Raw genomic sequence first — 25,369 nt, forward strand, 5'->3', positions numbered from 1 at the left:
GACACGATGGCTGAAGCCGCCCGTTTCGGGTGGGTCGCGTGGGTCGTGAGTGGCGAGTGTCGTTCTAACGGCACTTACCACTCACGACCCACGCGAGGTCTGGGCCCAGGCAGGGGGCCTTCAGGACGGTGCCGCCCGGGCTGGGGGGTGGGCGGGTAAAACAATCAGGCGTGCTTGCTTTTTTCGGGCACGGGTGCCAGCCTGGGGAGGACGCGAGGAGGCGGGCATGGCTGACCTTGGCGTGATCCTTGGGGATCTCGCGGCGGAATCACAGGCCATCGACGACGTGGTGGCGGAACTGCCCGCGTCGGACTGGGCGCGGCAGACCCCGGCCGAAGGCTGGACGATCGCTCATCAGATAGCCCATCTGGCCTGGACGGACAGGAAGGCGCTGATCGCGGCGCGCGGGTCCGAGGCCGACTGGCAGGCCGAGATCGAAGGGCTCCTCGCGACGGGGGAGAGCTACGTCGACGAGGGCGCGGCCGAGGGTGCGAAGACACCGCCCCGTGCGCTGCTGGAGCAGTGGCGCGCCGGCCGCGCGGAACTCGCCGAGGCGCTCGCCGCGGTGCCCGACGGCCAGAAGATCCCCTGGTACGGCCCCCCGATGAGCGCGGCCTCCATGGTGACCGCGCGGCTCATGGAGACCTGGGCGCACGGCCAGGACATCTTCGACGCGCTCGGCCTCCCGCGCGAGAACACGGCCAGGATCTGGCATATCGCCCGGTTCGGGACCCGCACGCGCGACTTCGCCTACAAGCTCAACTCACTCGCCCCGCCCGCGGAGGAGTTCCGCGTCGAGCTGGCCGCGCCCGACGGCGCCACCTGGGCGTTCGGGCCCGAGGACGCCGGGCAGCGGCTCACCGGGAGCGCGGTCGACTTCTGCCTGGTCATCACCCAGCGCCGTCATCCCGACGACACCGACCTGGTCGCCACCGGGAAGGACGTCGAGGAATGGCTCGGGATCGCGCAGGCGTTCGCCGGTCCTCCGGGTGCGGGACGGCGGCCGGGGCAGTTCGCATGACGGCGGCCCCGATCAGGATCGGCAACGCGTCCGGGTTCTACGGCGACCGCTTCTCCGCGGTCCGCGAGATGCTCACCGGCGGTCCGCTCGACGTGCTGACCGGCGACTACCTGGCCGAGCTGACCATGCTCATCCTCGGCCGCGACCGGATGAAGGACCCGAACCGCGGCTACGCCAAGACGTTCCTCCGTCAGATGGAGGAGAATCTCGCGCTGGCGAAGGAAAAGGGCGTCAAGATCGTCGCGAACGCCGGTGGGCTCAATCCCGCCGGGCTCGCGGACGCGCTGCGTGAACTGGCCGGGAAACTCGGTGTCGACGTCGCCGTCGCGCATGTCGAAGGGGACGATCTCCTCCAGCGCGCCGAAGAACTCGGTTTCGGGAAGACGCTGACCGCCAACGCCTATCTCGGCGCGTGGGGGATCGCGGAATGCCTGAACGCCGGCGCCGACATCGTGGTGACCGGCCGGGTCACCGACGCGTCGGTGATCGTCGGCCCCGCCGCCGCGCACTTCGGCTGGGCCCGCGACGACTACGACGCGCTGGCCGGTGCAGTGGTGGCCGGGCACGTGATCGAGTGCGGCGCGCAGGCCACCGGCGGCAACTACGCCTTCTTCACCGAGCACGAGATCGGTGTCCCGGGATTTCCCCTCGCCGAGATCTCCGCCGACGGTTCCAGCGTGATCACCAAACACCCCGGTACCGGCGGTGTGGTGAACACCGGAACCGTGACCGCGCAACTGCTCTACGAAATCACCGGAGCCCGGTACGCGGGCCCCGATGTCACGGCGCGGTTCGACACGCTGACCCTGACCGAGGACGGCCCCGACCGCGTCCGGATCAGCGGCGTCACCGGCGAACCCCCGCCGCCGACGCTCAAGGTCTGCCTGAACGGTCTCGGCGGCTTCCGCAACGAGACGACGTTCGTCCTCACCGGACTCGACATCGAAGCGAAAGCCGCGCTGGTCAAGGAACAACTCGAAGGCTCGCTCAAGGCCAGGCCGCCCGCCGACATCCGGTGGACCTTGGCGCGGACCGACCACCCGGACGCCGAAACCGAGCAGCAGGCGAGCGCACTGCTGCACGTCGCGGTGAAGGACGCCGACCCGGAGATCGCCGGACGGGCCTTCAGCGGCGCGGCGATCGAACTCGCGCTGGCGAGTTACCCCGGCTTCCATGTCACCGCACCGCCCGCGGCGGCCTCACCCTATGGCGTCTACCGGGCCGCTTTCGTCGACGCGCGGGAAGTCCCCCACGTCGCCGTCCTTCCCGACGGCACGCGCCGGGACATCGCCCAGGCCGGCGAAACCCAGGTCCTGTCCGAAGTGGACGAACCGGGACCGCCCGCTCCCTTCACCCAGGACCGGATCCGCCGGGCGCCGCTGGGCAAGGTGATCGGCGCCCGCAGTGGGGACAAGGGCGGCAGCGCGAACGTCGGCGTCTGGGCGCGGTCCGACGAGGCATGGCGCTGGCTCGCGCACCGGCTCACCGTCACCGAGTTCAAGCTGCTGCTCCCGGAGACGGCGGAGCTGGAGGTCCGGCGCCATCTCCTGCCGAACCTGCGGGCGATCAACTTCGTCGTCGAAGGCATCCTCGGCGAGGGCGTCGCGTCGCAGGCGCGGTTCGACCCGCAGGCGAAGGCGCTCGGGGAATGGTTGCGCTCCCGCGAGATCGACATCCCGGAGGCCCTGCTGTGACCGACCTCTTCACCACGCCGGAACGCGTCGAGCTGCGCAAGACCGTCCGGCGCTTCACCGAAACCGAGATCCTGCCCCACCTCGACGACTGGGAGCGCGCGGGCGAGCTGCCGCGCGAGCTGCACCGCAAGGCCGGGGAACTCGGGTTGCTCGGTGTCGGCTTCCCCGAGGAGGTCGGCGGCGGGGGCGGCGACTACCTCGACGCCGTCGTCATCGCCGAGGAACTGCACTACGCGGGTGGATCCGGCGGTTTGTTCGCCTCGCTGTTCACCTGCGGCATCGCCGTCCCGCATATCGCGGCCGCCGGGGATCCGGTGCAGATCGAACGCTGGGTCCGGCCGACGCTGGAAGGCGCCAAGATCGGCTCGCTCGCGGTCACCGAACCCGACGGCGGCTCCGACGTCGCCGGGATCCGCACCACCGCGGTGCGCGAAGGCGACGAGTACGTCATCAACGGCGCCAAGACCTTCATCACCTCGGGCTGCCGCGCCGATTTCGTGACCACCGTGGTCCGCACCGGGGAATCCGGCGCCCACGGGATCTCGCTCATCGTGGTCGAACGCGGGACACCCGGTTTCACCGTGTCCCGCAAGCTGGAGAAGATGGGCTGGCTCTGCTCGGACACCGCCGAGTTGTCCTATGTGGACGTCCGGGTGCCCGCCGAGAACCTGATCGGCGCCGAGAACAGCGGTTTCGCCCAGGTGGCGACGCAGTTCGTCACCGAGCGGGTCTCGCTGGCCGTGCAGGGGTACGCGCACGCGCAACGCGCGCTCGACCTGACGCTGGACTGGTGCCGTCTGCGGGAGACGTTCGGTCGTCCGCTGATCTCGCGTCAGCTGGTACAGCACAAACTCACCGAGATGGCCCGCAAGATCGACGTCGCCCGGAGCTACACCAGGCAGGTCGCGCAGCGGCACGTCGCGGGTGAAGAGGTCATCGCCGAAGCCTGTTTCGCGAAGAACACCGCCGTTGAGACCGCCGAATGGGTGGTCAACGAGGCCGTGCAGCTGCACGGCGGACTCGGCTACATGCGGGAGTCCGAAGTGGAGCGTCACTACCGTGACGTGCGCATCCTCGGTATCGGCGGCGGCACCAACGAGATCCTCACCGGCTTGGCCGCGAAGCGATTGGGATACACCGCATGAGCACCATCAGGTCCACTGTGGACACGCGGAGCGAGGAGTTCGCCGCCAACCGCGAGTCCATGCTCGGCAAACTCGCCGAGATCGACGGGGAGCACGCCAAGGCGATCGCGGGCGGCGGCGAGAAGTACGTCGCCCGGCACCGCAAACGCGGCAAGCTGCTCGCCCGTGAACGGATCGAACTCCTCCTCGACGAGGACTCGCCGTTCCTGGAACTTTCGCCACTGGCCGCCTGGGGTTCGGACTACCAGGTGGGCGCCAGCGTGATCACCGGGATCGGCGTGGTCGAAGGCGTCGAGTGCATGATCTCGGCGAGCGACCCCACGGTCAAAGGCGGCGCGAGCAACCCGTGGACGGCCAAGAAGAGCTACCGTGCCGCGGACATCGCCGCGCAGAACCGCCTGCCGGTGATCAACCTCGTCGAGTCCGGCGGCGCGGATCTGCCGACGCAGAAGGAGATCTTCATCCCCGGCGGCCGGATCTTCCGCGACATCACGCGGTCTTCGGCGGCGAAGGTGCCCACGATCGCGCTGGTGTTCGGCAACTCCACCGCGGGCGGGGCGTACCTGCCCGGCATGTCGGACTACGTCGTGATGGTCAAGGAACGCGCCAAGGTGTTCCTCGGCGGCCCGCCGCTGGTCAAGATGGCCACCGGTGAGGAGTCCGACGACGAATCGCTCGGCGGCGCCGAGATGCATGCCCGCACCTCGGGCCTCGCCGACTATCTCGCCGCGGACGAAGAGGACGCGATCCGGCTAGGCCGCAGCATCGTAAAACGGCTCAACTGGACCAAGCAGGGGCCGACACCGAAGCCGGATTACGCCGAGCCGCTGTACTCCGCCGAAGACCTGCTCGGCATCGTGCCCACCGACCTCAAGGTGCCCTTCGACCCGCGCGAGGTGATCGCCAGGGTCGCCGACGGTTCCGACTTCGACGAGTTCAAACCCTTGTACGGCAGCAGCCTCGCCACCGGCTGGGCGAGTATCCACGGTTACCCGGTCGGCATCCTCGCCAACGCGCAGGGTGTGTTGTTCGGCGAGGAATCGCAGAAGGCGGCGCAGTTCATCCAGCTGGCCAACCAGATCGACACGCCGCTGGTCTTCCTGCACAACACCACCGGCTACATGGTCGGCAAGGAGTACGAACAGAGCGGCATCATCAAACACGGCGCGATGATGATCAACGCCGTGTCGAATTCGAAGGTCCCGCATCTGTCGGTGCTCATGGGCGCCTCGTACGGCGCCGGGCACTACGGCATGTGCGGCCGTGCCTACGATCCCCGGTTCCTGTTCGCCTGGCCCAGCGCGAAATCAGCGGTCATGGGGCCGCAACAGCTGGCGGGCGTGCTGTCCATTGTGGCCCGTGCCGCCGCCGCGTCGCGCGGGCAGGATTACAACGAGGAGCACGACGCGGCCATGCGCGCCATGGTGGAGGGCCAGATCGAGGCGGAGTCGATGCCGATGTTCCTCTCCGGGATGCTCTATGACGACGGGATCATCGATCCCCGCGACACCCGCACGGTGCTCGGGCTCAGCCTGTCCGTGATCCACAATGGACCAGTGAAGGGCGCCGAGGGCTTCGGCGTCTTCCGTATGTGACGGGAGGCGGAGCAGACTGATGTCGCGGCAACCAAATGTACGTAAAGGCGCGCGCTCAGCCGAAGGCCCCGCTATCGGGGCGGCAGGGCGCTTGTCGACCAAGAGTGCGGATGCTACGCGAAGTCGCGCCCTGGCGACCCGATCGCGGACGCGCGCAATCTCGCGTAAAGGACAGTGAGCGGCATGATCGAGAAATTGCTGGTCGCCAACCGCGGGGAGATCGCACGCCGCGTGTTCCGCACCTGCCGCGACGCCGGGATCGGCACGGTCGCGGTGTTCTCCGACGCGGACGCCGACGCCCCGCACACCGCCGAGGCGGACGTCGCCGTCCGGCTGCCGGGGAACGCGCCGTCCGACACCTATCTCCGTGCCGAACTGCTGATCAAGGCGGCCGTCGAGACCGGTGCCGACGCGATCCACCCCGGCTACGGTTTCCTGTCCGAGAACGCCGCGTTCGCCCGCGCCGTCCTCGACGCCGGGCACACCTGGGTCGGCCCGCCGCCGGAGGCCATCGAGAGTATGGGCTCCAAGGTCGAGTCCAAGCGGATGATGGCCGAAGCCGGTGTCCCGGTCCTGTCCGAATTGGACCCGGCCGAGGTCACCGAAGCCGACCTTCCCTTGCTGGTCAAGGCCTCCGCCGGGGGTGGCGGCCGCGGTATGCGTGTCGTGCGCTCGCTCGGCGAACTCGCCGAAGCCGTCGAAGGGGCCAGCGCCGAAGCGGCGTCGGCCTTCGGCGACCCGACGGTGTTCTGCGAGCGGTATCTGGAGACCGGACGCCATATCGAGGTCCAGGTGCTCGCCGACACCCACGGCACGGTGTGGGCGGTGGGGGAGCGGGAGTGCTCGATCCAGCGCCGCCACCAGAAGGTGGTCGAAGAGGCGCCGTCCCCGTTCGTCGACGAACCCATGCGGGAGGCGCTGTTCGACGCCGCGCGCAAGGCCGCGCAGGCGATCGACTACGTCGGCGCCGGCACGGTCGAGTTCCTCGCCGGTCCGGACGGGCGGTTCTACTTCCTGGAGATGAACACCCGGCTCCAGGTGGAGCATCCGGTCACCGAGGCCACGACCGGACTCGACCTCGTCTCCTTGCAGCTGCGGATCGCCGAGGGCGAGCACCTGCCCATCGAGGAGCCGGAAACGCGGGGCCACGCGATCGAGGTCCGGCTCTACGCCGAGGACCCGTCGGCGGGCTGGCAGCCGCAGAGCGGCACCCTGCACCGGTTCGAGGTTCCCGCGGCACAGCGGGAATTCGAGGTCGGTCCGGGTGTCCGGCTCGACTCCGGGTTCGTCAGTGGCCAGACCGTCGGTGTGCACTACGACCCGATGCTCGCCAAGGTGATCGCCTACGCTCCGGATCGCCGGAGCGCGGCTCGCGCCCTGGCCGGGGCCTTGGCCGGTGCCGAGATCCACGGTGTGGTGACCAACCGCGACCTGCTGGTGAACGTCCTGCGCCATGAGGCCTTCCTGGCGGGCGAGACCGACACGGCGTTCTTCGATCGCCACGGGCTCGAAACTCTGGCCCGGCCACTGGCCACTGTGGACAGTGTACGGATTTCCGCGCTGGCCGCCGCGCTGGCAGGCGCGGCCGCGAACCGCTCGGCCGCCGGGGTGCAGGGACGACTGCCGAGCGGATGGCGCAATGTCCGCTCGCAAGGACAGCGCAAACGTTTCCGTCGAGGTGAAGACGAGATCGAGATCGTCTACACCCTCGGCCGGGACGGTCTGCGCGCCGACGGCTTCGAAGGCGTCGAACTGGTTTCCGCCGAGAGCGACGGCGTGGTGATCGAGGTTTCCGGGGTGCGGCGGAAGTTCGCCGTCGCCCGGTACGGCGACACGGTGTACGTCGATTCGCCGGAAGGCACCGTCGAACTGGGCGTGGTGCCGAGGTACACCGACCCGGACGCGGCACTCGCCGCGGGTTCGCTGGTGGCGCCGATGCCGGGCACGGTCGTCCGGCTCGCGGTCGAGGCCGGGGACACCGTCAAGACCGGCGATCCGTTGCTGTGGCTGGAGGCGATGAAGATGGAACACCGGATCGCGGCGCCCGCCGACGGCGTCGTGACGGAACTCCCGGTGGTCGTCGGACAACAGGTCGAAGTGGGCACGATCCTCGCGGTGGTAGGAGAGAACGAATGAACGCGATGAACTTCACCGAACCCGAGGAGCGCGTCGCGCTGCGGGCGGCGGTCGCCGAACTCGGCAAGAAGTACGGGCACGAGTACTACGCCAAACAAGCCCGCGCCGGGCTCAAGACCGAAGAACTCTGGGCCGAGGCCGGGCGGCTGGGCTACCTCGGCGTGAACCTGCCGGAGGAGTACGGCGGCGGGGGAGCGGGGATCGCGGATCTCGCCGCGGTGCTCGAAGAACTCGCCGCGGCGGGCTGCCCGCTGCTGCTCATGGTCGTCTCGCCGGCGATCTGCGGCACGGTCATCTCGCGCTTCGGCACCGACGAGCAGAAGAAGCGGTGGCTGCCGGGGATCGCCGACGGCACCAGGCGGATGGTCTTCGCGATCACCGAACCGGACGCCGGGTCGAACTCGCACAAGATCACCACCACCGCGAAACGCGACGCCGACGGCTGGGTCCTCAGTGGACGGAAGGTCTACATCTCCGGTGTCGACGAGGCGGACGCCGTCCTGGTCGTGGGCCGCACCGAGGACGCGAAGACCGGCAAGCTCAAGCCCGCGCTGTTCACCGTCCCGACCGACGCGCCCGGCTTCGAGTACAAGCAGATCGAGATGGACATCGTCTCGCCGGAGAAGCAGTTCGGCCTGTTCCTCGACGACGTCCACCTGCCCGCCGACGCGCTGGTCGGCGAGGAGGACGCGGCGATCGCGCAGCTGTTCGCCGGGCTCAACCCCGAACGCATCATGGGCGCGTCGTTCTCGCTCGGCATCGCCCGCTACGCGCTGGGCAAGGGCGTCGCCTACGCCAACGAGCGCAAGGTGTGGGGCGCGCCGATCGGCACCCACCAGGGGCTCGCGCATCCGCTGGCCGAGATCAAGATCGAGCTGGAACTGGCCAAGCTGATGACGCAGAAGGCGGCGTCGCTCTACGACTCCGGCGACGATTTCGGCGCGGGTGAGTCGGCGAACATGGCGAAGTACGCCGCCGCCGAGGTCGCCATCCGCGCGGTCGACCAGGCCGTGCAGACCCACGGCGGCAACGGTCTCGCCAGCGAATACGGGCTGGGCACGCTGGTCACCGCCGTCCGGCTCGGCCGGATCGCGCCGGTGAGCCGCGAGATGGTGCTCAACTTCGTCGGCCAGCACAGCCTCGGCCTGCCGCGGTCTTACTGAAAGGCGAACCATGAGCACGCTCCACGGCAAGACGATCATCATCTCCGGTGGTAGCCGCGGCATCGGCGAGGCCATCGCGGTCCGAGCCGCTCGCGACGGGGCGAACATCGCCCTGCTGGCCAAGACCGCCGAGCCGCATCCGAAGCTGCCGGGCACGCTCTACACCGCGGCCAAGGCGATCGAGGACGCCGGCGGCCAGGCGCTGCCGATCGTCGGCGACGTCCGCGACGACACCTCGGTCGAGGCGGCGGTCGCCCGGACCGCGGAGCAGTTCGGCGGAATCGACATCGTGCTCAACAACGCCAGCGCGATCGACCTGACGCCGACCGAATCGGTCAGCATGAAGCGCTACGACCTGATGCAGGACATCAACGCGCGTGGCTCGTTCCTGCTGTCGAAACTCGCCATCCCGTACCTGAAGCAGGCGGAGAACGCCCACATCCTGACCCTGTCGCCGCCGATCAGCCTCGACGAGAAGTGGTTCCAGGCCGGGCATCTCGCGTACAGCATCGCGAAGTACTCGATGAGCCTGGTGACCGTCGGGCTCGCCGCGGAGCTGCGGCAGTACGGGATCGCGGCGAACTCGCTGTGGCCGAGGACCACGATCGACACCGCGGCGATCCGCAACGTCGTCGGCGCCGAACTGGCGGCGAAGTCGCGGACGCCGGAGATCATGGCGGACGCGGCGCACGCGATCCTCACCAAACCGAGCCGGGAGGCGACGGGGAACTTCTATCTCGACGACGAGGTGCTCGCCGCCGAAGGGGTCACGAACTTCTCGAAGTACCGCATCGGCGGCAGCGAGGAAGAGCTGCAGCTCGATTTCTGGGTCGAAAGCCGTACCCCGGAATCAGGGCCATGATCCGCGAACCGCAGCAGGAGCGCAGCCGCACCACACGGCGGCGGCTCGTCGAGGCCGCCGTCGAGACCATCGGTGAGCTGGGCTGGAACGGGACCACGGTCGCGGTGATCGCCGAACGCGCCGGGGTCTCGCGCGGTGCCGCGCAGCACCACTTCCCGACCAGGGAGGATCTGGTCGCGGCGGCGGTCGAGCACGTCGGTGAGATCCAGATCGTGGAACTGCGCTCCCGGGCGGCCGAGCTGCCGTCCGGGCGGTCGCGGATCGAACGGGCCGTCGACATGGTGCTCAATCTCTACAGCGGGCCGATGTTCCGGGCCGCGCTCCACCTGTGGGTCGCGGCGTCGACCGACGAGGCGCTGCGCGCGACCCTGGTGCCCCTGGAGGCGCGGGTCGGCCGGGAGGCACACCGGGTGACCGTCGAGCTTCTCGGCGTCGACGAGTCCCACCAGGGCGTCCGTGAGCTGGTCCAGGCCACTCTCGATCTTGCCCGCGGGCTGGGGCTGGCGAATCTGCTGACCGACGACACGAAGCGCCGCAAACAGATCGTCGCCCAGTGGGCGCGGGTGCTGGAACCGACGCTGACGCTCGCGAAAACCACGGAAAACTCACGGAACCGAGAAGTCACCGACAACGTCTGAGATCTTGTTAACACTGATGGAGCAGCGACCGATAACACGGTGTAAGTGCTGCCGATTCAGGTGGCTGATCGAGAGAGGTCCAGTCCGGTGTCCGGTTCAGAGGTCGAACTGTCCCATCGAGCCATGGCGATGCTGCGAGCGGTCGCGGCCCGCCGCGCCCAGATGTCGTGCAGCTGCGAGCCGGATCTCTTCATCGACGGTTTCGCCTGTTGTGACCAGATGACCGCGCACGCCCTCGCGCACGGCGGCTACATCCGCCCCGCCGAGTCCACCGGCCTCTCCGCCGTCACCGGCCGCGTGCCCGCCGAACTGACCGAGGCGGGCGAAGCGGCGCTGGCCGTCACGGCCGCCGCCTGACGATCTCCTCGTCTTCGTCCGTCCGGTGTGGACCACACCCGTTTACAACCGGCTGCCGCGTTCCTAGGATCCACCCCGGGATGAGGCCGTCGCGCTACGCGACGGACCGGGGTTGGGAGGTGCCGATGGCACGCACGGCTCGCCGCGAAAACGGTGGGGACGCCCTGAGCGAGTTGATGCGGGAGGCCGGCGCGGCACCCCGTCGCCGGGGACCGCGCGGGCCGAAGCACCGGGCTCCGGACACCACCGGCCCCGGCAGCCGGAAGGTCCGGCGGATCTCCGCGCTTTCGGCGGGCGGTGTCGTCGTCTGTGGCCTGCTCGCCGTGTGGCTCACCCCGGGCGATCCGGCCGAAGTCATTCCCGGTGCGCCGCTCCCGCCGCCGTCGTTGACCATCGCCCCGCAGGCGGTCGAATTCCCGGACGACGCGGCGCCTTCGCCCGTCCCGTCGGGACCGTCGGGCGGCAGTGTCGCGCCCCCGCCGCCGCTGACCGCGTCGATGAACGGCACGGAGACGCCGTCTCCCACTCCGGCGCCCGCGCCTTCCGAAGAACGGCAGGATCCGCGCGCCGGCCGTCACGACAATGACGGGTACTACGACTGGTATCACGACTGGTACGGCGGCGGATATCGCGGTGGTTATCCCGGTGGCCGCCAGCCGCAATGGGGCGGATAGCGCCGATCGGGTGATCGGCGCTCTCGCTCACCGTCGGTAGAGAATCACGATTCGGGCCGGATTGCGTCCTTTCGTGTCTGGTGTGAAATTTCCCGTGTCCCGGCCCCGATCAAGTACCTACGATGATCCGCACTCTCTTTCCCTTCCGGAGCAGAGCTAGGGGCTGAACAGGAAAAATGAGTGTGGGCCGACATTCTCCCGCGGTGATGTTCGCCCGGAGGATGCTGATCAACCGCGAGACGGGGAAACCGTCCCGCCCGCAGCCGGTGACCCTGCTGCTGGGGCCGGTCGGTTCGGGTAAGAGCACGGCTTTGGAGGCGATCCGCCAGGATCTGGGCTGGGGTGTCGTGCACGCCGGATTCGCCTTCGGGGCAGGCGGACGGCCGAGCACGATCGACGTGCTCACGAAACTGGCCTACTCGTTGTCGAGTAAATGGCGGAACCGACCGAAACCGCAGTTCGTTCGTTTCACCATCGCGCTGATCGCGGTTCAGGCGGAGCTTTCCGGCCGGAATCGTGACGAAGACCTGAGTCAGCTGAAGTCGTTGATCAACAGCTTCCACGGAATCCGCTGGACCCCGGCGATGGACACACTGCTCGACACGCTGACCGAGACGGCGAAGGCCACCGGTCTCGTGGAACCCGCGTACGCCGGAGTGTTCCGCCAGACGTTCCCGCATCTGGTGCGGAACATCCGGCCGAGACTCGGCAAGGCACTGCGCTCGCTCGCCGATTTCCCGAACGCCGAGGGCAGATCCGCGTTCGACGCGCTGCTGGAACTCAACCGGCTCGCGCACGGCAGCGCCCGTGACGCCAAGGCGGTCACCGAATGGCTGATGTCGGCGTTCCTCAACGACGTCCGGGAGAACCATCCGCGGATGGCCAGACCGGAGGAGAAGAGTCCGTGCGCCTGCGACATCTCGCAGCAGCGCAGGCACTGGCACAACTGGGTGGTGACGCTCGACGACGTCGATCACGCCGGCGGGACCGAGTTCCTCGCCGACCTGATCGCCGCACGGGAACGGTACGCCGTACAGCATCCGAACGATCGTGAAGCCCACGACGCGCTGCTGATCATCGCCACCAGCGGACGGTGGCACGACGACTGGGGCACCGCCTGGCTGGCGCCGTGGAAACCGGCGTCCGGCGCGCCGCCCGCCGTCCGGCCGGTGGCGGACTGCGAGGAGGCGTCCTACGAAGGCTGGGCGAATCCGGGCAGCGGCGCGCTCGAATCGCCCTACTACCCGGTCCGGCTGGCACCCCAGCCGATCGGGCGGATCGCCCGTGTCCTCGATTCCGGCGCGCTGACCCCGAAGGTCGCGCTCGCGCACCGGGCGACCGGTGGGCTGCCGTCGGCGGTCGAGCAGCTCGCCGACCAGCTGCGGGCGAGCGACGTGCGGGAAGGCGACCGCGACGTGCTCACCACCGATCCCCGCGGCGGGCAGGATCCTTGCTATCGCAGGCTGACCGAACTGAAGCTGACCGAGCATCTCGACGACGTCCACATCGACGATTTCGTGACCGCGGCCCCGTTCGCGACCGCGCCCTGGCTGATCCCGGACGCCGCGCAGAGCCGGATCGCCCAGCCGCACGTCGGGCGGATCCTGACCGAGCTGCGCACCGCGCTGTGGGTGACGGCGAAGAACTCGGCAGGCACCACCGACGACCAGGCGGCCCTGCATCCGTGGATCGCCGCGAACCTGGTGTCCGCGCTGGCCCGGCGAGGGGACGGGGACGGGCCGACCTACACCGGCCAGTTCAAGGCCCTGCGCGACGATCCGGACACCGCGCAGGACCCGGTGCGCCTGGCCTACTGCAACCTCGCGCTGGGCGACATCGGCGAGGTGGTCACCTTCTTCGAGCACGAGTTCAACCGGATCCCGCACGCGGAGTGGGTCGCGAAACTCGAACTGGTCCTGAACGCGCCGGACGATCTGCCGCCCGAGCGGGATCACGCGGAACTGTACGACGAGCTGGTCAACCTCGACGCCGAACTCCATCCCACCGGCCGGTCCGAGATCCGCAACAACGTCGCCCGGCTCATCGCGGCGGGCAGGCTGGCCGCCAACCCGTTCGCGGTCCGCGGGCAGGACCAGCACCAGGTGATCGCGAACGCCTTCGCCGCGCTGGCCACGACCTCGCATCGTCCCGACGTCGGCGCGCTCGTGTCGGCCAAAGACCTCGCCCGCCGCGGCGAATTCCCCTGAACCCGAACGGAATACCGTCATGTCCTGGCTCGACGCGTTGAGAACCCGTATGTCCCGTGCCCGCGAACGCGCGGCGACGGGCCCGCCGGTGCGGCCTCGCGGCTGGGCCCGCCGCCATCGCGCGTTGCTGATCGCTGTCGTGGTCGTGCTGGTGGGTGCCGGGCTGGCGGGGCTCAGGCCGTGGGAGTCCTGTGGCGCCGGGCTGCGCGCGGTGGACGCGGACGACGAGTCGGTCGGCTCGTCGTACGTCTGCGTCGGACTGAACCTCGATTCCGGTCCGATGCGGGAGAACGATCCGCTCACCAAACTGGAGGAGCTCATCAAGGGCCGCAACGACGCGGCGGGCGAGAACTTCAAGACCATCGTGGTACTGGAGAACCTGGCCCCGGATCCGAAAATCGACAGCCAGCCGTTCCCGTTCGTCCAGCGCGAGGTCCAGGGCGCGATCACCGCCGCCTGGCCGAAGAACGGGCCGCCGGGAATCAAGCTCCTGCTGGCGAACTACGGGAGCAACGCCGACCACTGGCGGGTCGTCGCCGACGAGATCATCGCCGCGGCCGCCGCCCAGCGGATCGTGGCGGTGACCGATATCGGCACCAGTTCGGAGAACAGCCGGGCGCTGGTGGCCGAGCTGTCCCAGCACGGTATCGCCTCCATCGGCGCCACGGTCACCGCGGACAACATGAACACCGATCCGAAGGGCGCACGGATCGACAACTTCTTCCGCGTGGGCCCGACCAACACCGACGAGGCGCGCGCGGCCGCGGGGTACATCTCGGCGCACGGCTTCCGCCGCGTGATGATGATCCAGGGCGTCAGCAAGGAGGACACCTACGCGACCACGCTCGCCGAGGCCTTCAAGAGCGCGTCGAAGGTCCCTGTCATCTTCACGAAGACCTACGACGTCAAACCGCTCGCCGACACCTCGCGCGAAGCCTATCTGCGGGGACTGTTCAGCAGATGGCACAACGACATCTGCGGGGCCAAACCCGATCTGATCTACTTCGCCGGCCGCGGGCTCGACCTCGGTGCCCTCGTGGCGGCGCTCGCCGGGGACGGCGCCTGCGAAGGGCTCGAATCGGTCACCGTGATGACCGGGGACGACGCGAGCACCCTCGCCGGAAATCCGTTGCCCCTGGACAAGGACATCGGCGTCCGGCTTCGCTACACGGCGCTCGCCTATCCCGACCAGTGGGACATGTTCACCGCAGATCCGGCGCATCCGACGTACAAGAAGAACTACGACAACTTCATCGCCGAATTCACCGGAACCCATGGTTTTCCCAAGGAGGAACTGTGGGACGGCGCCGCGATGATCGAACACGACGCGGTGGCCGCTGCGGTGGAGGCGGCGGTGCAGAACGTGTCGGCGGATCCGGTTTCGGTGGCGAACCTGCTGCGCAGCATCGACTGCAACTCCCCGGTGCCGGGCGCCACCGGGTTCGTCGCCTTCGACCAGGCGACCGGGAACCAGCTCGACAAGGCGCTGCCGATCCTGTCCATCGCGCCGGACGGATCCGTGCATCCGGTCGACCTCGTGTGGTCGCGAGGACGTCCGCTGAACACCGCCCCGGACTGCGGCCGTTGAAGGACTGCTGCCGGCTCGTGAGTGGTAATGACGGTTCTAACCGTCATTACCACTCACGAGTCCTTTTCGTCAGCCGGTGTAACCCGCCACGATCTTGGTGTAGTCGTACTTGCCCTGTGCGATTCCCGCGCAGTTGTTGCAATCGCGGTTCACCGCCCAGAACGACAGCCGGGCGAGATGTTTGCTCGCCGCGTAGTCGCGGATCGCGCGGAAGTCGGCGACGCTGACGGTCTCGCCGGCCACGTCGGTCTTCCCGTTCATCGACGAGAGCCCGCTGCGCCGGTAGGCCGCGTCGTCGCTCAAGCCGAAGGTGGATTTCACGACGTTCTTCAGTCCGTCCACGGCACTGCGGGTCTTGCCGGCCATGTCACCGCCGCTGGAGAAGTCGAACGGCATGACCGACCACGCGTCGACGCCCGCGCCGAGCACCTTCGACTGGTTGATCAGCCGTTTGCCGGTCGCGTTGGGGCCGCCGACCTCGGTCGGGATGGTGATGACCACGCGCAGGCCGGGATTCTTCTGCTTCGTGATCTTGACGGCGTTCAGGATCCGGTCCTGGACGGTGTAATTCTCGAACTCGTCGGTGTTCTCGATGTCGAGGTCGATCGCCTTGAGCTTGTAGGCGTCGATGACCTTCTGGTACGCGCCGGCGAGTGCCGTGGCGGTGCCGCATTTCGAGCCCAGCTTCGTACCGGACCAGCCACCGAACGACGGGATGACGTCCCCGCCCTTGGCCCGGATGTTGGCGATCATCGTGGCGTCGGAGCCGGTGAGCGAACGGCTGCCGTCCCATTTCGGGTTGCAGCCGCCGTCGGAGAGGATGAACGCGAGGGTGAAGGCCTTGACCCCGGTGGCGTTCATCGCGGCGATCGGGTCCGTCTGTCCCGACCACTGGTACAGATACGGCGAGGCGAGCACCGCGTCCGGGGCCGCCGAGGCGACGGGGGCGAGGCCGACGGCCGTGGCGAGAGCGGCGCCGACGGTGGTGGCCAGTGTCGCCCAGCGTCGTAGGGATTTCATAGGTCCTCCAACTGGTACGCGCGTGACGAGACGCGCAGGTGTGGAGCACCTCCGTCTTGACGCGGCGTATCAACCAGGAGGCCACTGTGTGCTCACTCACGGTGGACTAGACCATTGAGGACTGTCAAGAATTCACCGGGTTTCCCGGCGGGAACGACCGACCTTAGTAGGGGGTCATGACCCGGAAAGCGGATCGACAGCATCGCGATTACCGGCTAGTTTGCCGAAATGGTGGGGGACTCCCTGATGGCGACCGGAAGCCGCGGCCGAAGAGACCGGCTCGCCGCGCCGCGGCGCCTGCTGGGGACCTGGAGCCTGTGGGAACTACCCAGGCGGGGCCTGATCGGGTACCTGCTCCTCGTCGACGCGGCCGCACTGGCCGCCACCACCTACCTCTTCGCGCTGCGGCCGCCGGCGACGTCGTCGCTGCTCCCGTTTTCCGCTCTGCTGGCGGGAATGATCCTGAGTTCGGAGTTCTCGCGTCCCGTCGAGCGGTCCCGCGCCGACACCCGGCTCGGCGCCGGACTGGACGCGGCCTGGATCTTCGCGGGCGCGCTGCTGCTGCCGCCCGCGCTGGCCGCCGTGCTCGTCGTCGTCTCGGCGGGGTACCGCTGGTTGCGGATCCGGCGCGGGATCCCGCATCGCCAGGTCTTCGCGGCCTGCGCCACCATGTTGTCCGCCGTCGCGGCGGCGCTGGTGCCCATCCTGGTCGGAGCCGCGCCGTTCGCCGAAGCGGAAAGGGATTTCCAGGGCTTCGCGCTGGCCTTCGCCACCGGTCTGGTGTTCCTGTCCGTCGACGCCGCCCTCGCCGCCCCGGCGGCCGAATTCGGGGCGGAACCGTCGGGATTCGCCTTCGACGCGGCGATGGTCGCGTTCGGACTGTTGCTCGCGTGGTCGGCGGTGGACTGGCCGTTCGTCACCGTGGTACTCGCCGGGGCGCTCGTGGTACTGCACCGGGCGGGGACCATGCGCGCGCTGCGCGGCCACGCCGGCACGGACGCCGGAACCGGGCTGCTCACCGCGTCGTCCTGGTTGGACGGTGCCCGCACGCAGTTCGAGCTGCTTCGCGGCGGTGGTACCGATCTTTCACTGCTGATGCTCGATTTGGACCGCTTCGCGCGGCTGAACGACGAGCACGGCAGGCACGTCGGCGACGACGTCCTGCGCGCTGTCGCGGACACGTTGCGCGCCGAGGTCCGCGCCGCGGATCTGGTCGGCCGGTTCGGCGGCGAGGAGTTCGTCGTCCTCCTCCCCGGCACGAGCCGGTTCGACGCGCACGCCATCGCCGAGCGCATCCGGCTGCGGATCGCGTCGACATCCGTCTCACTGGGTGGGAGGTCGCCGGGTGACCCGCTGTTCGCCGGGGTGACCGTTTCGATCGGCGTCTCCTCGCATCCCGCCGGCGGCGAGACCCTCGACCGGCTCGTCGGCGCGGCGGACCAGGCGCTGCGCGCGGCGAAGTCGGCGGGCCGCAACCGGACCGTCGTCTTCGAGGCCGAGGAATCGCTCTAGCGCTCTGTCGGGACCCCGATGTCCTCGAACCACAGGTCCGGATGATCCTGGATGAACTCGGTCATCAGCGCGGTGCAGGCCGGATCGTCGAGCAGGGTGATCTCGACGCCGTTCTCTTCGAGCCAGCCGTGCCCGCCCTCGAAGGTCGCCGCTTCGCCGATGATCACCCGGCCGATGCCGAACTGGCGCACGAGCCCGCTGCAGTACCAGCACGGGGACAGTGTGGTGACCATGATCGTGTCGCGGTAGTGCGGCCGCCTGCCCGCGTTCCGGAACGCGGAGGTCTCGGCGTGCATCGACGGGTCGCCGTCCTGGACCCGGCGGTTGTGCCCGCGGCCGAGCAGGACACCGGCGGTGTCGAAGAGCGCGGCGCCGATCGGGACCCCGCCCTCGGCCTTGCCGAGTTCGGCCTCCTCGCGGGCGACGGACAGCAGGTGCGCGGGATCGATCACCCGGCCACCTTACGGTCTCGTGAGTGGTAATGACGGTTCTAACCGTCATTACCACTCACGAGCCGATTGCGGACCGGAGCTGTCCTCGATATCTGCCAGACTCCTTCCCATGAAGCGAGCGAACCGATGACCACGGCCACGTCGGCACGGCTGCTGAGGATGCTCTCCCTGCTGCAGGCGCGGCGCGACTGGCCGGGCGCGGATCTGGCCGACCGGCTGCAGGTGGACGTCCGCACGGTCCGGCGCGACGTCGAACGGCTGCGGGAACTGGGCTACCCGGTGCACGCCACCCCCGGTGTCGCGGGCGGCTACCGGCTCGGCGCCGGGGCCGCGCTGCCGCCACTGCTGCTGGACGACGACGAGGCCGTCGCGGTCGCCGTCGGGCTCCGGACGGCGGCGAACGGGACGGTGTCGGGGATCGAGGAGACCTCGGTCCGCGCGCTCGCGAAACTGGAGCAGGTGCTGCCCGCCCGGCTGCGGCACCGGGTGACCGCGCTGAACACCGCCATGATCCCGCTCGGCGGCGTCGTCCCGGTCATCGACGCGGAGGCGCTCACGGTCATCGCGTCCGCGTGCCGCGACCATCAGCGGCTCCGGTTCGGCTACCGCAGTCACCGCGGCGACGTCAGCGAGCGCTACATCGAGCCGTTGCGCCTGGTACACACCGGGCGCCGGTGGTACCTGGTCGCGTTCGACCTCGACCGGGACGACTGGCGGACCTTCCGCGTCGATCGCATCGACGGCGTCCCGGACACCAGTTTCCGGTTCACGCCGAGGGAACCGCCCGCCGAGGACCTCGCGGCCTACGTCTCCCGCGGGATCACCTCCTCGCCGTATCCGCACCAGATGGTGCTGCGGGTGAACACACCGGCGGAAGCGCTCGCCGAATACGTGTCCCCGACCGTCGGGACGATCGAAGCCATCGACGAGCACACCTGCCGGGTCAGGGTCGGTTCCAACGACCTGTCCGTGATGCCCTACTACCTCGCCCATTGGGACGTCGACTTCGTGGTGGAGGAGGCGCCGGACGAGGTCAAGGAGCGGCTACGGCTGGTCGCCGACCGCTTCGCGCGGTCGGTCGACTGAGTCCGGAGTGGACTGTGCCGCCCGGCGCGCGCGTTTGGCCAGCAGGCCGATCGAGCCGAGCGAGATCAGGGCCAGCACGATGATGTAGAGCGAAACCGACATCGAAGTCCCGGTGGATTCCAGCAGCAGCACCATGATGAACGGTGCGAGCCCGCCGCCGACGACCGCGCTGATCTGGTAGCCGAGCGAGGCGCCGGTGTAGCGCATCTCAGCGGTGAACAGTTCGGCGAAGAGCGCCGCCTGCGGGCCGTACATGATGCCGAGGAACAGCGATCCGACGAACGAGGCGACCACGAACAGCGGCAGCGAAGCCGTGTCGATCAGCAGGAACATCGGGATCGCCCAGAGCGCGACACCCGCCGCGCCGAAGGTGTAGATCTTGAGCCTGCCGATGCGGTCGGACAGTTTCGCCGCGAGCGGGATGATCGCCAGCTGCAGCGTGCTGATCAGCAGGGTCGCGACGAGCACGGTGGTCCGCGACATCCCCAGATGGCGGGTGGCGTAGTCGAGGACGCCGTTGAGCAGGATGTAGAACGTGGCGGTGTTGACCATGAACGAGCCGCCCGCCAGCAGCACGGTGCCCTTGTGGTGGCGCAGCACCTCACGCAGTGGCGACTTCCCCCGGCCGCGTTCCTCGGCCGCGAGTTTCGCTTCGGCACGGCGGTATTCCGGCGTCTCGTCGATCTTGACGTGCATGTACCAGGCCAGCGCGAGCACGAGGATGCCGACCAGGAACGGGATGCGCCACGCCCAGGTGAGGAAGTCGGACGGCGGCGCGACCTGCGCGGCGATCAGGAACACCGTGTTCGCCAGCACCACGCCGATCGGGACACCGAGCTGCACCAGGCTTCCGTAGAGACCGCGTTTGCCGGGGGGCGCGTATTCGGTGGCGAGCAGCATCGCGCCGCCCCACTGGGCGCCGACGGCGACCCCCTGAACGAGTCGCAGCAGCACCAGGATGATCGGCGCGGCGATGCCGATCGTGTCGTAGGTCGGGAGCAGGCCGATCAGCGTGGTCGCCGCCCCCATCAGCGCGATCGCCATGACCAGTACGGGTTTCCGCCCGCGTTTGTCGCCGAGGCTGCCCGCGATGATCCCGCCGAGCGGCCGGGCGAGGAAGCCGACCGCGAAGGTGGCGAACGAGGCGAGGACGCCGGCCGCGGCATTGGCGGTGGGGAAGAAGGTCTTCCCGAAGACCAGGGCGGCCGCGATCCCGAAGACGAAGTAGTCGTACCACTCGACGGACGAGGCGAGGGCCGCGGCGGTCGCGGCCCTTCTGCGCTGGGACACGGTGATCGTCGGTTCGGTGACGGGCTCGGGGGCTGTTTCGGGGGCGTTCTGTGCACTGTCGGCCATCGGTGTGCCCTTCGCTCGGCGCTGCTGCGGCGATGCAGTCCGGGCAAATTAACAACCGCTTAGTATGTGGTCAACGTCTCACCGGGTATTTCTCGATACCGACCGGTTGGTATGTCACTCTGGTGGCGGTATCGCCGACGGATGCCGATTCAGTACCGGTCAGGAGAGTTTCGTGCCGAGCATGCGGAGCACCAGCTCGCTGTACTCCTGGCCCAGCTTCTTCGGTGTCTGGCGGGCACGCTCGGTGTACCAGCGGGCGACGTCCACGCCGAGCGAGAGCACGGCCCGCGCGGCGGTGTGCGGATCGCCGACATGGAACACGCCCGCGTCCATGCCCTCGGTGATGACCTCGCGCACGACCTGCTCGATGCGGCGCCGCAGTTTCGCGACGATCTCGAACTCCTCGTCCGGCAGCGCGTGGAGTTCGTACTGCACCACCCGTGCCACGGTGTGCCGCCGGGCGTGCCAGGCCACGAAGTCCTCGACCAGCAGCCGGATCCGCTCGACCGGATCGGTCTCGCGCGCCACGACGCTTTCGACCAGTGCGAGGGTCTGCTCGTGGCCGTATTTGGAGATCGCGAACAGCAGGGCGGCCTTGGACGGGAAGTGCACGTACAGCGCCGCGGGGCTCATGCCCGCCGCCGAGGCGATGTCCCGGGTGGTGGTCGCGTGATAGCCGCGCCGCGCGAAGGATTCGACGCCGGCCAGCATCAGCCGTCGTGCCGTCTCCGGCTGGACATCGGGCCACAGTTCGGCCGACAGCGACATGGTCATCCGCAGATCCTCCCAGAGGCTCATGCCGGATGGTGGGCTTGACACCGGTTCCGGCGCTTCCCATTGTAAGTGAGCGCTCGCTTAGTGATGGCGCTCGCCAGTGAACTACAGAGGAGATCGAAGAGTGAACTCGTTCAAGGATCGCGTCGCGATCGTCACCGGCGCGAGCCGGGGTATCGGCCTCGGGATCGCCAAGGACCTGGTCGAGCGTGGCGCGAAGGTGTGCATCACCGCGCGCAAACCGGAACCGCTGGCCGAGGCGGTCAACGAACTGGGCGGGCCCGGCGTGGCCATCGCCGTCCCCGGCAAGGCCGACGACACCGCGCACCAGGACGAGGCGGTGGCCAAGACCATCGAGGCATTCGGGCGGCTGGACATGCTGGTCAACAACACCGGCATCAACCCGGTGTACGGGCCCACGCTCGACATCGACCCCGAAGCCGCCGCCAAGATCTTCGCCGTCAACGTGCTGGCGCCGCTTTCGTGGACCCGCCGGGCGCGGGACGCGTGGATGGGGGAGCACGGTGGCGCGGTGGTGAACGTCGCGTCCGTCGCCGGGCTCGGCGCGTCGCCCGGGATCGGCATGTACGGCGTCAGCAAGGCCGCGCTGATCCGGCTCACCAAGGAACTCGGCTTCGAACTGGGCCCGAAGATCCGCGTGAACGCCGTCGCGCCGGCCGTGGTGAAGACCAAGTTCGCGACCGCGCTGTACGAAGGCCGCGAGGAAGAGGTCTCGGCGTCCTACCCGATGAAGCGTCTCGGGGTCCCGGCCGACATCGCGGGCGCGGTCTCGTTCCTGCTGTCGGAAGAGGCGGGCTGGATCACCGGGCAGACCATCGTGCTCGACGGCGGCGTGACACTGGCGGGTGGCCTGTGACCGCGTCGTTCGCCGGATCCGGTGTCGTCGTCACCGGGGGCGGCGGTGGCATCGGCGCCGTCCTTGCCCGCCGGTTCGCCGCCGAGGGCGCGCGGGTCGTCGTCGGCGACCTGAACGGGGATGCCGCGGCCGAGATCGCCAAGGAGATCGGCGGCACCGCCGTCGCGGGCGACGCCGCGAGCGAGGCGGGTGTCGCGTCACTGATCGAGACGGCGCGCGAAACCCTCGGTGAGATCGATGTTTTCTGTGCCAACGCCGGTATCGCGCCGATGGGCGGCGTGGACGCGCCGGAGGAGGACTGGGCGCGGATCTGGGACGTCAACGTGATGGCGCACGTCCGCGCGGCACGGCTGTTACTGCCGCCGTGGCTCGACCGCGGGCGCGGGCACTTCATCTCGACGGTGTCGGCGGCGGGATTGCTGACCAGCCTCGGTTCGGCGTCGTACTCGGTGACCAAACACGGCGCGCTCGCGTTCGCCGAATGGCTTTCGGCGACCTACCGGCACCGCGGCCTCACCGTGCAGGCGATCTGCCCGCAGGGCGTGCGGACGGCGATGCTGGAGAACTCCGGCCCCGCGGGCGAACTGCTCATGGGCGCCTCGGCGATCCAGCCGGATCAGGTCGCGGACGCGCTGTTCGAGGCCATCGCCGAAAAGCGGTTCCTGGTGCTGCCGCATCCCGAGGTCGCGGAGTACTACGCCGCGCGGGCCACGCAAACCGACCGGTGGCTCGGCGGGATGAACAAACTGCAGCGCAAGGTGGAGCAGGTCGTCGGCGAGTGAGTTTGGTGGGTCTTGCCTGACGGGAGTGGGATGCTCGCGATCTTCCGGCTCACGTCGGCCGAGGAGATCGACTTCGACATCGACCTGCGAGAGCTGCAGGGGCAGGAGGGGGTCGACAAACTCTGCGGGTTCCTCGGCGAGATCGGGCGGAAACTGGGCAAGCCGGTCCTCATGACGGCGGAGGGTGGAGGCCGGGAACACGTGGTTCTCGGGTTCGATCCGGTGCTTGACCGAGTAGTGCTGCTGGCTGATCCGGTGGTTCGCTAGCGATCACATCGAGCCTTTCCCATCCTGGGGTTCCGAGGTGGGGGGTCGTGAGTGGTAAGTGTCGTTAGAACGACACTTACCACTCACGACCGGGTCCTCAATCCTCCACGCTCGCGCATGCCCCGTCGCCGGTCAGAGTCGTTGTCCGCACGATCCCGCTCCCTCGCGACTTCACGCCGGGCGGGAGGGGCTGAAGGGGCCTTTCGTCTCATCTCACGCGGCGAAGGGCGCTTTCCCCGCATGCGATGCGGGGAAAGCGCCCTTCAGCCCCGAGTCACAACCAGGATGAAAAGTCTCAGTGCTCAGGTGTATTGACCTGAGCATCTTCATCGGAGATGAAGAACGATGCAGGCGAGGATGATCTCGGTGCGGTGGTAGGCGGCTCGTTTGGCGAAACGAGTTATCAGGCCTCGGGATTGTTTGAGCCGGTTGAAGCATCGCTCGACGACGTTACTTGGCTTGTAGAGGTCGGGGTCGAAGGCCGGTGGTCTGCCACCACCTTCGATCACTTGCCGGTGACTACGCCACCGCCCACCCCGCTGCCCTGTCTCCGCAGGCGGCAACGGTCCGATCGCCGCCCATGCCCGATCCGTCAGCTCACCACGACCCGCCACACAGTCATTGTCTGCACACGATCATGAACAAGATCCGCAGGACACGCCATAGTCCGGTTCACGCGATCTATCAGACGTTGTTCCTGCGGCCAAAGGGAACGATGAAGTGCGAGGCAAGACCGGTCAGTGCCGAGGTTGAATTCGACACTGTTACCGATAAACTGAATTCGGGCGATGTGCCGACTTTTGAATCAGCCTCACCCACAAGTATTAAAACGAACACATGTTCGATTTGTTCGGGTATTCTGGAGAGGTGTCCGGCAGACGAACCCTCGAACCGCCACAGGAGCTGTGGCGTGCTGGTGCACGGGAACTCGCGCACGGCGTGGTCGAGCGTCTCTCGCTGGCACGTCAGGCGTTGGCGGAGGTCGGGCAGTTTCTGGCGGAGATCGAGTCGCGGGGACCGATGGAATTGTTCGGTCACGGTTCGACCGCGGGCTGGTTCGCCGAAACGGCGCGGATCACGCCCAAGGAGGCACGCGACACCGTGGCGCGGGCACTGGCGCTGAACGAGGGCCGTAACCTCGACGGCACCCCGGCCGCCGCGTTCGCTCCCCTCGCCGGTGCCGCCGCGGCCGAGGGCGACCTCGGTCCTCGGCAGCTGGATCCGCTTCTGGAGGTGCTGAAGAAGATCCCGGCCGAGATCTCCCCTGAAGAACGTTCCGGCGCGGAGCGAACGCTGGTGACCCTCGCCCGCCACGCGGGTCCGCGAGAGATCATCATCGCCGGCGCGGACCTCCTGGCTCATCTGGACCCCGACGGCGACGAGCCCAAGGACGAAGACCTCAAACCGCCGTCACGCGAGGTGTTCCTGCGTAAACGCGATGACGGCTGGTGGCGGCTCAACGGCCTCATCGATCCGGAATTCGGTGCCAGGGCCAACGCCCTGTTCGAGACCTGGGGCCAGCGAAGGCCGGTCGACGAGGACGGCAACCACGACCTGCGCGGCCCCGCCGAACGCAACGGCGACGCCTTGTTCGACGCGATTCATTACGCGATGACCAACGACAAAGCCCCGACCCTGTCCGGGGATCGGACCACCGTGGTGGTCACCATCCCGTTGGAGACGTTGTCCTCGGGATTGGGGAGCGCGTGCGTGGACGGGGTCGCCCGGATCACCGCACGCCACGCCAGGATGCTGGCCTGCGATGCCAAGATCATCCCCGTTGTGCTGGGCTCGGAGAGTGAACCGCTCGACATCGGGCGTGCCGCCCGCACGGTCACCCCTGGGCAACGCCGGGCGCTCAATCTCCGGGACCGTGGTTGTGCGTTTCCCGGGTGCCGACGGCGGCCGAAGCATTGCGAGGCCCACCATGTGCTGCCGTGGGGCAGCCTCGGGGATACGGATCTCGGCAATCTGTGCCTGTTGTGCCGGTACCACCACATGGTGATCCATGGGCGGTCCGGCTGGCAGGTCAGGATGGCGGCGGATGGGCGGCCGGAGTTCATTCCACCCCAGTATCTGGACCCGCTACTGACACCTCGCCGGAATACGCGCTGAACCCGAGGAGCCCGCCTGCCACGTCGGGGGCGGGCCCCTCGGCGTGCC

At 68.6% G+C, this 25,369-nt stretch carries 22 protein-coding genes; 18 read left to right on the forward strand and 4 right to left on the reverse strand.

Going from position 1 to position 25,369, the window contains the following annotated elements; translation table 11 throughout:
- Window positions 1–226: 226 nt before the first annotated feature.
- The 12 genes from L324_RS39275 (at window position 227) to L324_RS39330 (ending at window position 15,080) form a co-directional block, all read left to right on the forward strand.
- Window positions 227–1,021, forward strand: coding sequence for a TIGR03084 family metal-binding protein (locus L324_RS39275; RefSeq protein ID WP_037321093.1), 795 nt, complete (start codon window positions 227–229; stop codon window positions 1,019–1,021).
- Entirely contained in the window at window positions 1,018–2,715 is a 1,698-nt protein-coding gene (locus tag L324_RS39280) for an acyclic terpene utilization AtuA family protein (protein ID WP_037321095.1), read from the forward strand. The genes L324_RS39275 and L324_RS39280 overlap by 4 nt, the downstream gene beginning before the upstream one ends.
- Complete coding sequence (locus tag L324_RS39285; protein WP_037321097.1) at window positions 2,712–3,860, forward strand: acyl-CoA dehydrogenase family protein; 1,149 nt, start codon at window positions 2,712–2,714, stop codon at window positions 3,858–3,860. Before L324_RS39280 ends, L324_RS39285 begins: the two co-directional genes overlap by 4 nt.
- On the forward strand, window positions 3,857–5,455 hold the full coding sequence (locus tag L324_RS39290) for an acyl-CoA carboxylase subunit beta (RefSeq protein ID WP_037321099.1): 1,599 nt from the start codon (window positions 3,857–3,859) through the stop codon (window positions 5,453–5,455). The genes L324_RS39285 and L324_RS39290 overlap by 4 nt, the downstream gene beginning before the upstream one ends.
- A 183-nt stretch (window positions 5,456–5,638) precedes the next feature.
- A complete protein-coding gene (locus L324_RS39295) occupies window positions 5,639–7,591 on the forward strand; it encodes an acetyl/propionyl/methylcrotonyl-CoA carboxylase subunit alpha (protein WP_037321102.1) in 1,953 nt (650 codons plus the stop codon).
- A complete protein-coding gene (locus L324_RS39300) occupies window positions 7,588–8,754 on the forward strand; it encodes an acyl-CoA dehydrogenase family protein (RefSeq protein WP_081736613.1) in 1,167 nt (388 codons plus the stop codon). Before L324_RS39295 ends, L324_RS39300 begins: the two co-directional genes overlap by 4 nt.
- A gap of 10 nt (window positions 8,755–8,764) precedes the next feature.
- Window positions 8,765–9,616 carry an SDR family oxidoreductase gene (locus L324_RS39305; RefSeq protein WP_037321104.1) on the forward strand — a complete coding sequence of 284 codons (852 nt, stop codon included), beginning with the start codon at window positions 8,765–8,767 and terminating at the stop codon, window positions 9,614–9,616.
- Window positions 9,613–10,254: a TetR/AcrR family transcriptional regulator gene (locus tag L324_RS39310; protein WP_037321106.1), complete on the forward strand. Its 642-nt coding sequence runs from the start codon at window positions 9,613–9,615 to the stop codon at window positions 10,252–10,254. The genes L324_RS39305 and L324_RS39310 overlap by 4 nt, the downstream gene beginning before the upstream one ends.
- A gap of 87 nt (window positions 10,255–10,341) precedes the next feature.
- Window positions 10,342–10,611: a hypothetical protein gene (locus L324_RS39315; RefSeq protein ID WP_037321108.1), complete on the forward strand. Its 270-nt coding sequence runs from the start codon at window positions 10,342–10,344 to the stop codon at window positions 10,609–10,611.
- A gap of 125 nt (window positions 10,612–10,736) precedes the next feature.
- Entirely contained in the window at window positions 10,737–11,285 is a 549-nt protein-coding gene (locus L324_RS39320; protein WP_235783776.1) for a hypothetical protein, read from the forward strand.
- A gap of 206 nt (window positions 11,286–11,491) precedes the next feature.
- Entirely contained in the window at window positions 11,492–13,492 is a 2,001-nt protein-coding gene (locus L324_RS39325; RefSeq protein ID WP_235783779.1) for a hypothetical protein, read from the forward strand.
- Between the two features lie 19 nt (window positions 13,493–13,511).
- Window positions 13,512–15,080 (forward strand): type 1 periplasmic-binding domain-containing protein, encoded by a 1,569-nt coding sequence (locus L324_RS39330; protein WP_235783777.1) that lies wholly within the window; start codon window positions 13,512–13,514, stop codon window positions 15,078–15,080.
- A 69-nt stretch (window positions 15,081–15,149) separates the two neighbouring features.
- Here L324_RS39330 and L324_RS39335 read toward each other — a convergent pair whose 3' ends face one another.
- Complete coding sequence (locus L324_RS39335; protein ID WP_037321113.1) at window positions 15,150–16,100, reverse strand: chitinase; 951 nt, start codon at window positions 16,098–16,100, stop codon at window positions 15,150–15,152.
- Window positions 16,101–16,328: 228 nt separating this feature from the next.
- Between L324_RS39335 and L324_RS39340 the strand changes: the two genes are divergently transcribed.
- A complete protein-coding gene (locus tag L324_RS39340) occupies window positions 16,329–17,612 on the forward strand; it encodes a GGDEF domain-containing protein (RefSeq protein ID WP_051174376.1) in 1,284 nt (427 codons plus the stop codon).
- On the opposite strand, the gene L324_RS39345 is transcribed toward L324_RS39340, so the two are convergent.
- Window positions 17,609–18,064 carry a nucleoside deaminase gene (locus tag L324_RS39345; protein ID WP_037321115.1) on the reverse strand — a complete coding sequence of 152 codons (456 nt, stop codon included), beginning with the start codon at window positions 18,062–18,064 and terminating at the stop codon, window positions 17,609–17,611. The two genes, L324_RS39340 and L324_RS39345, sit on opposite strands and share 4 nt — an antisense overlap.
- Window positions 18,065–18,190: 126 nt before the next feature.
- On the opposite strand from L324_RS39345, the gene L324_RS39350 reads away from it, so the two are divergent.
- Window positions 18,191–19,150, forward strand: coding sequence for a helix-turn-helix transcriptional regulator (locus L324_RS39350; RefSeq protein WP_037321117.1), 960 nt, complete (start codon window positions 18,191–18,193; stop codon window positions 19,148–19,150).
- Here L324_RS39350 and L324_RS39355 read toward each other — a convergent pair.
- Window positions 19,109–20,506: an MFS transporter gene (locus L324_RS39355; protein ID WP_037321119.1), complete on the reverse strand. Its 1,398-nt coding sequence runs from the start codon at window positions 20,504–20,506 to the stop codon at window positions 19,109–19,111. The two genes, L324_RS39350 and L324_RS39355, sit on opposite strands and share 42 nt — an antisense overlap.
- Before the next feature lie 159 nt (window positions 20,507–20,665).
- Window positions 20,666–21,280 carry a TetR/AcrR family transcriptional regulator gene (locus L324_RS39360; RefSeq protein WP_037321204.1) on the reverse strand — a complete coding sequence of 205 codons (615 nt, stop codon included), beginning with the start codon at window positions 21,278–21,280 and terminating at the stop codon, window positions 20,666–20,668.
- Between the two features lie 124 nt (window positions 21,281–21,404).
- Between L324_RS39360 and L324_RS39365 the strand changes: the two genes are divergently transcribed.
- From L324_RS39365 to L324_RS39380, 4 genes are all read left to right on the forward strand, one after another.
- Window positions 21,405–22,157 (forward strand): SDR family oxidoreductase, encoded by a 753-nt coding sequence (locus tag L324_RS39365; RefSeq protein WP_037321120.1) that lies wholly within the window; start codon window positions 21,405–21,407, stop codon window positions 22,155–22,157.
- Window positions 22,154–22,939, forward strand: a complete 786-nt coding sequence (locus tag L324_RS39370; RefSeq protein ID WP_037321122.1) for an SDR family oxidoreductase — start codon at window positions 22,154–22,156, stop codon at window positions 22,937–22,939. Before L324_RS39365 ends, L324_RS39370 begins: the two co-directional genes overlap by 4 nt.
- 12 nt (window positions 22,940–22,951) lie before the next feature.
- A complete protein-coding gene (locus L324_RS39375; RefSeq protein ID WP_201769702.1) occupies window positions 22,952–23,206 on the forward strand; it encodes a hypothetical protein in 255 nt (84 codons plus the stop codon).
- 867 nt (window positions 23,207–24,073) lie between these two features.
- Window positions 24,074–25,321 (forward strand): HNH endonuclease signature motif containing protein, encoded by a 1,248-nt coding sequence (locus L324_RS39380; RefSeq protein WP_037321206.1) that lies wholly within the window; start codon window positions 24,074–24,076, stop codon window positions 25,319–25,321.
- The last annotated feature ends 48 nt before the right edge of the window (window positions 25,322–25,369 follow it).

This window comes from Amycolatopsis orientalis DSM 40040 = KCTC 9412 (genome assembly GCF_000478275.1).
GTDB classification, from domain to species: domain Bacteria; phylum Actinomycetota; class Actinomycetes; order Mycobacteriales; family Pseudonocardiaceae; genus Amycolatopsis; species Amycolatopsis orientalis.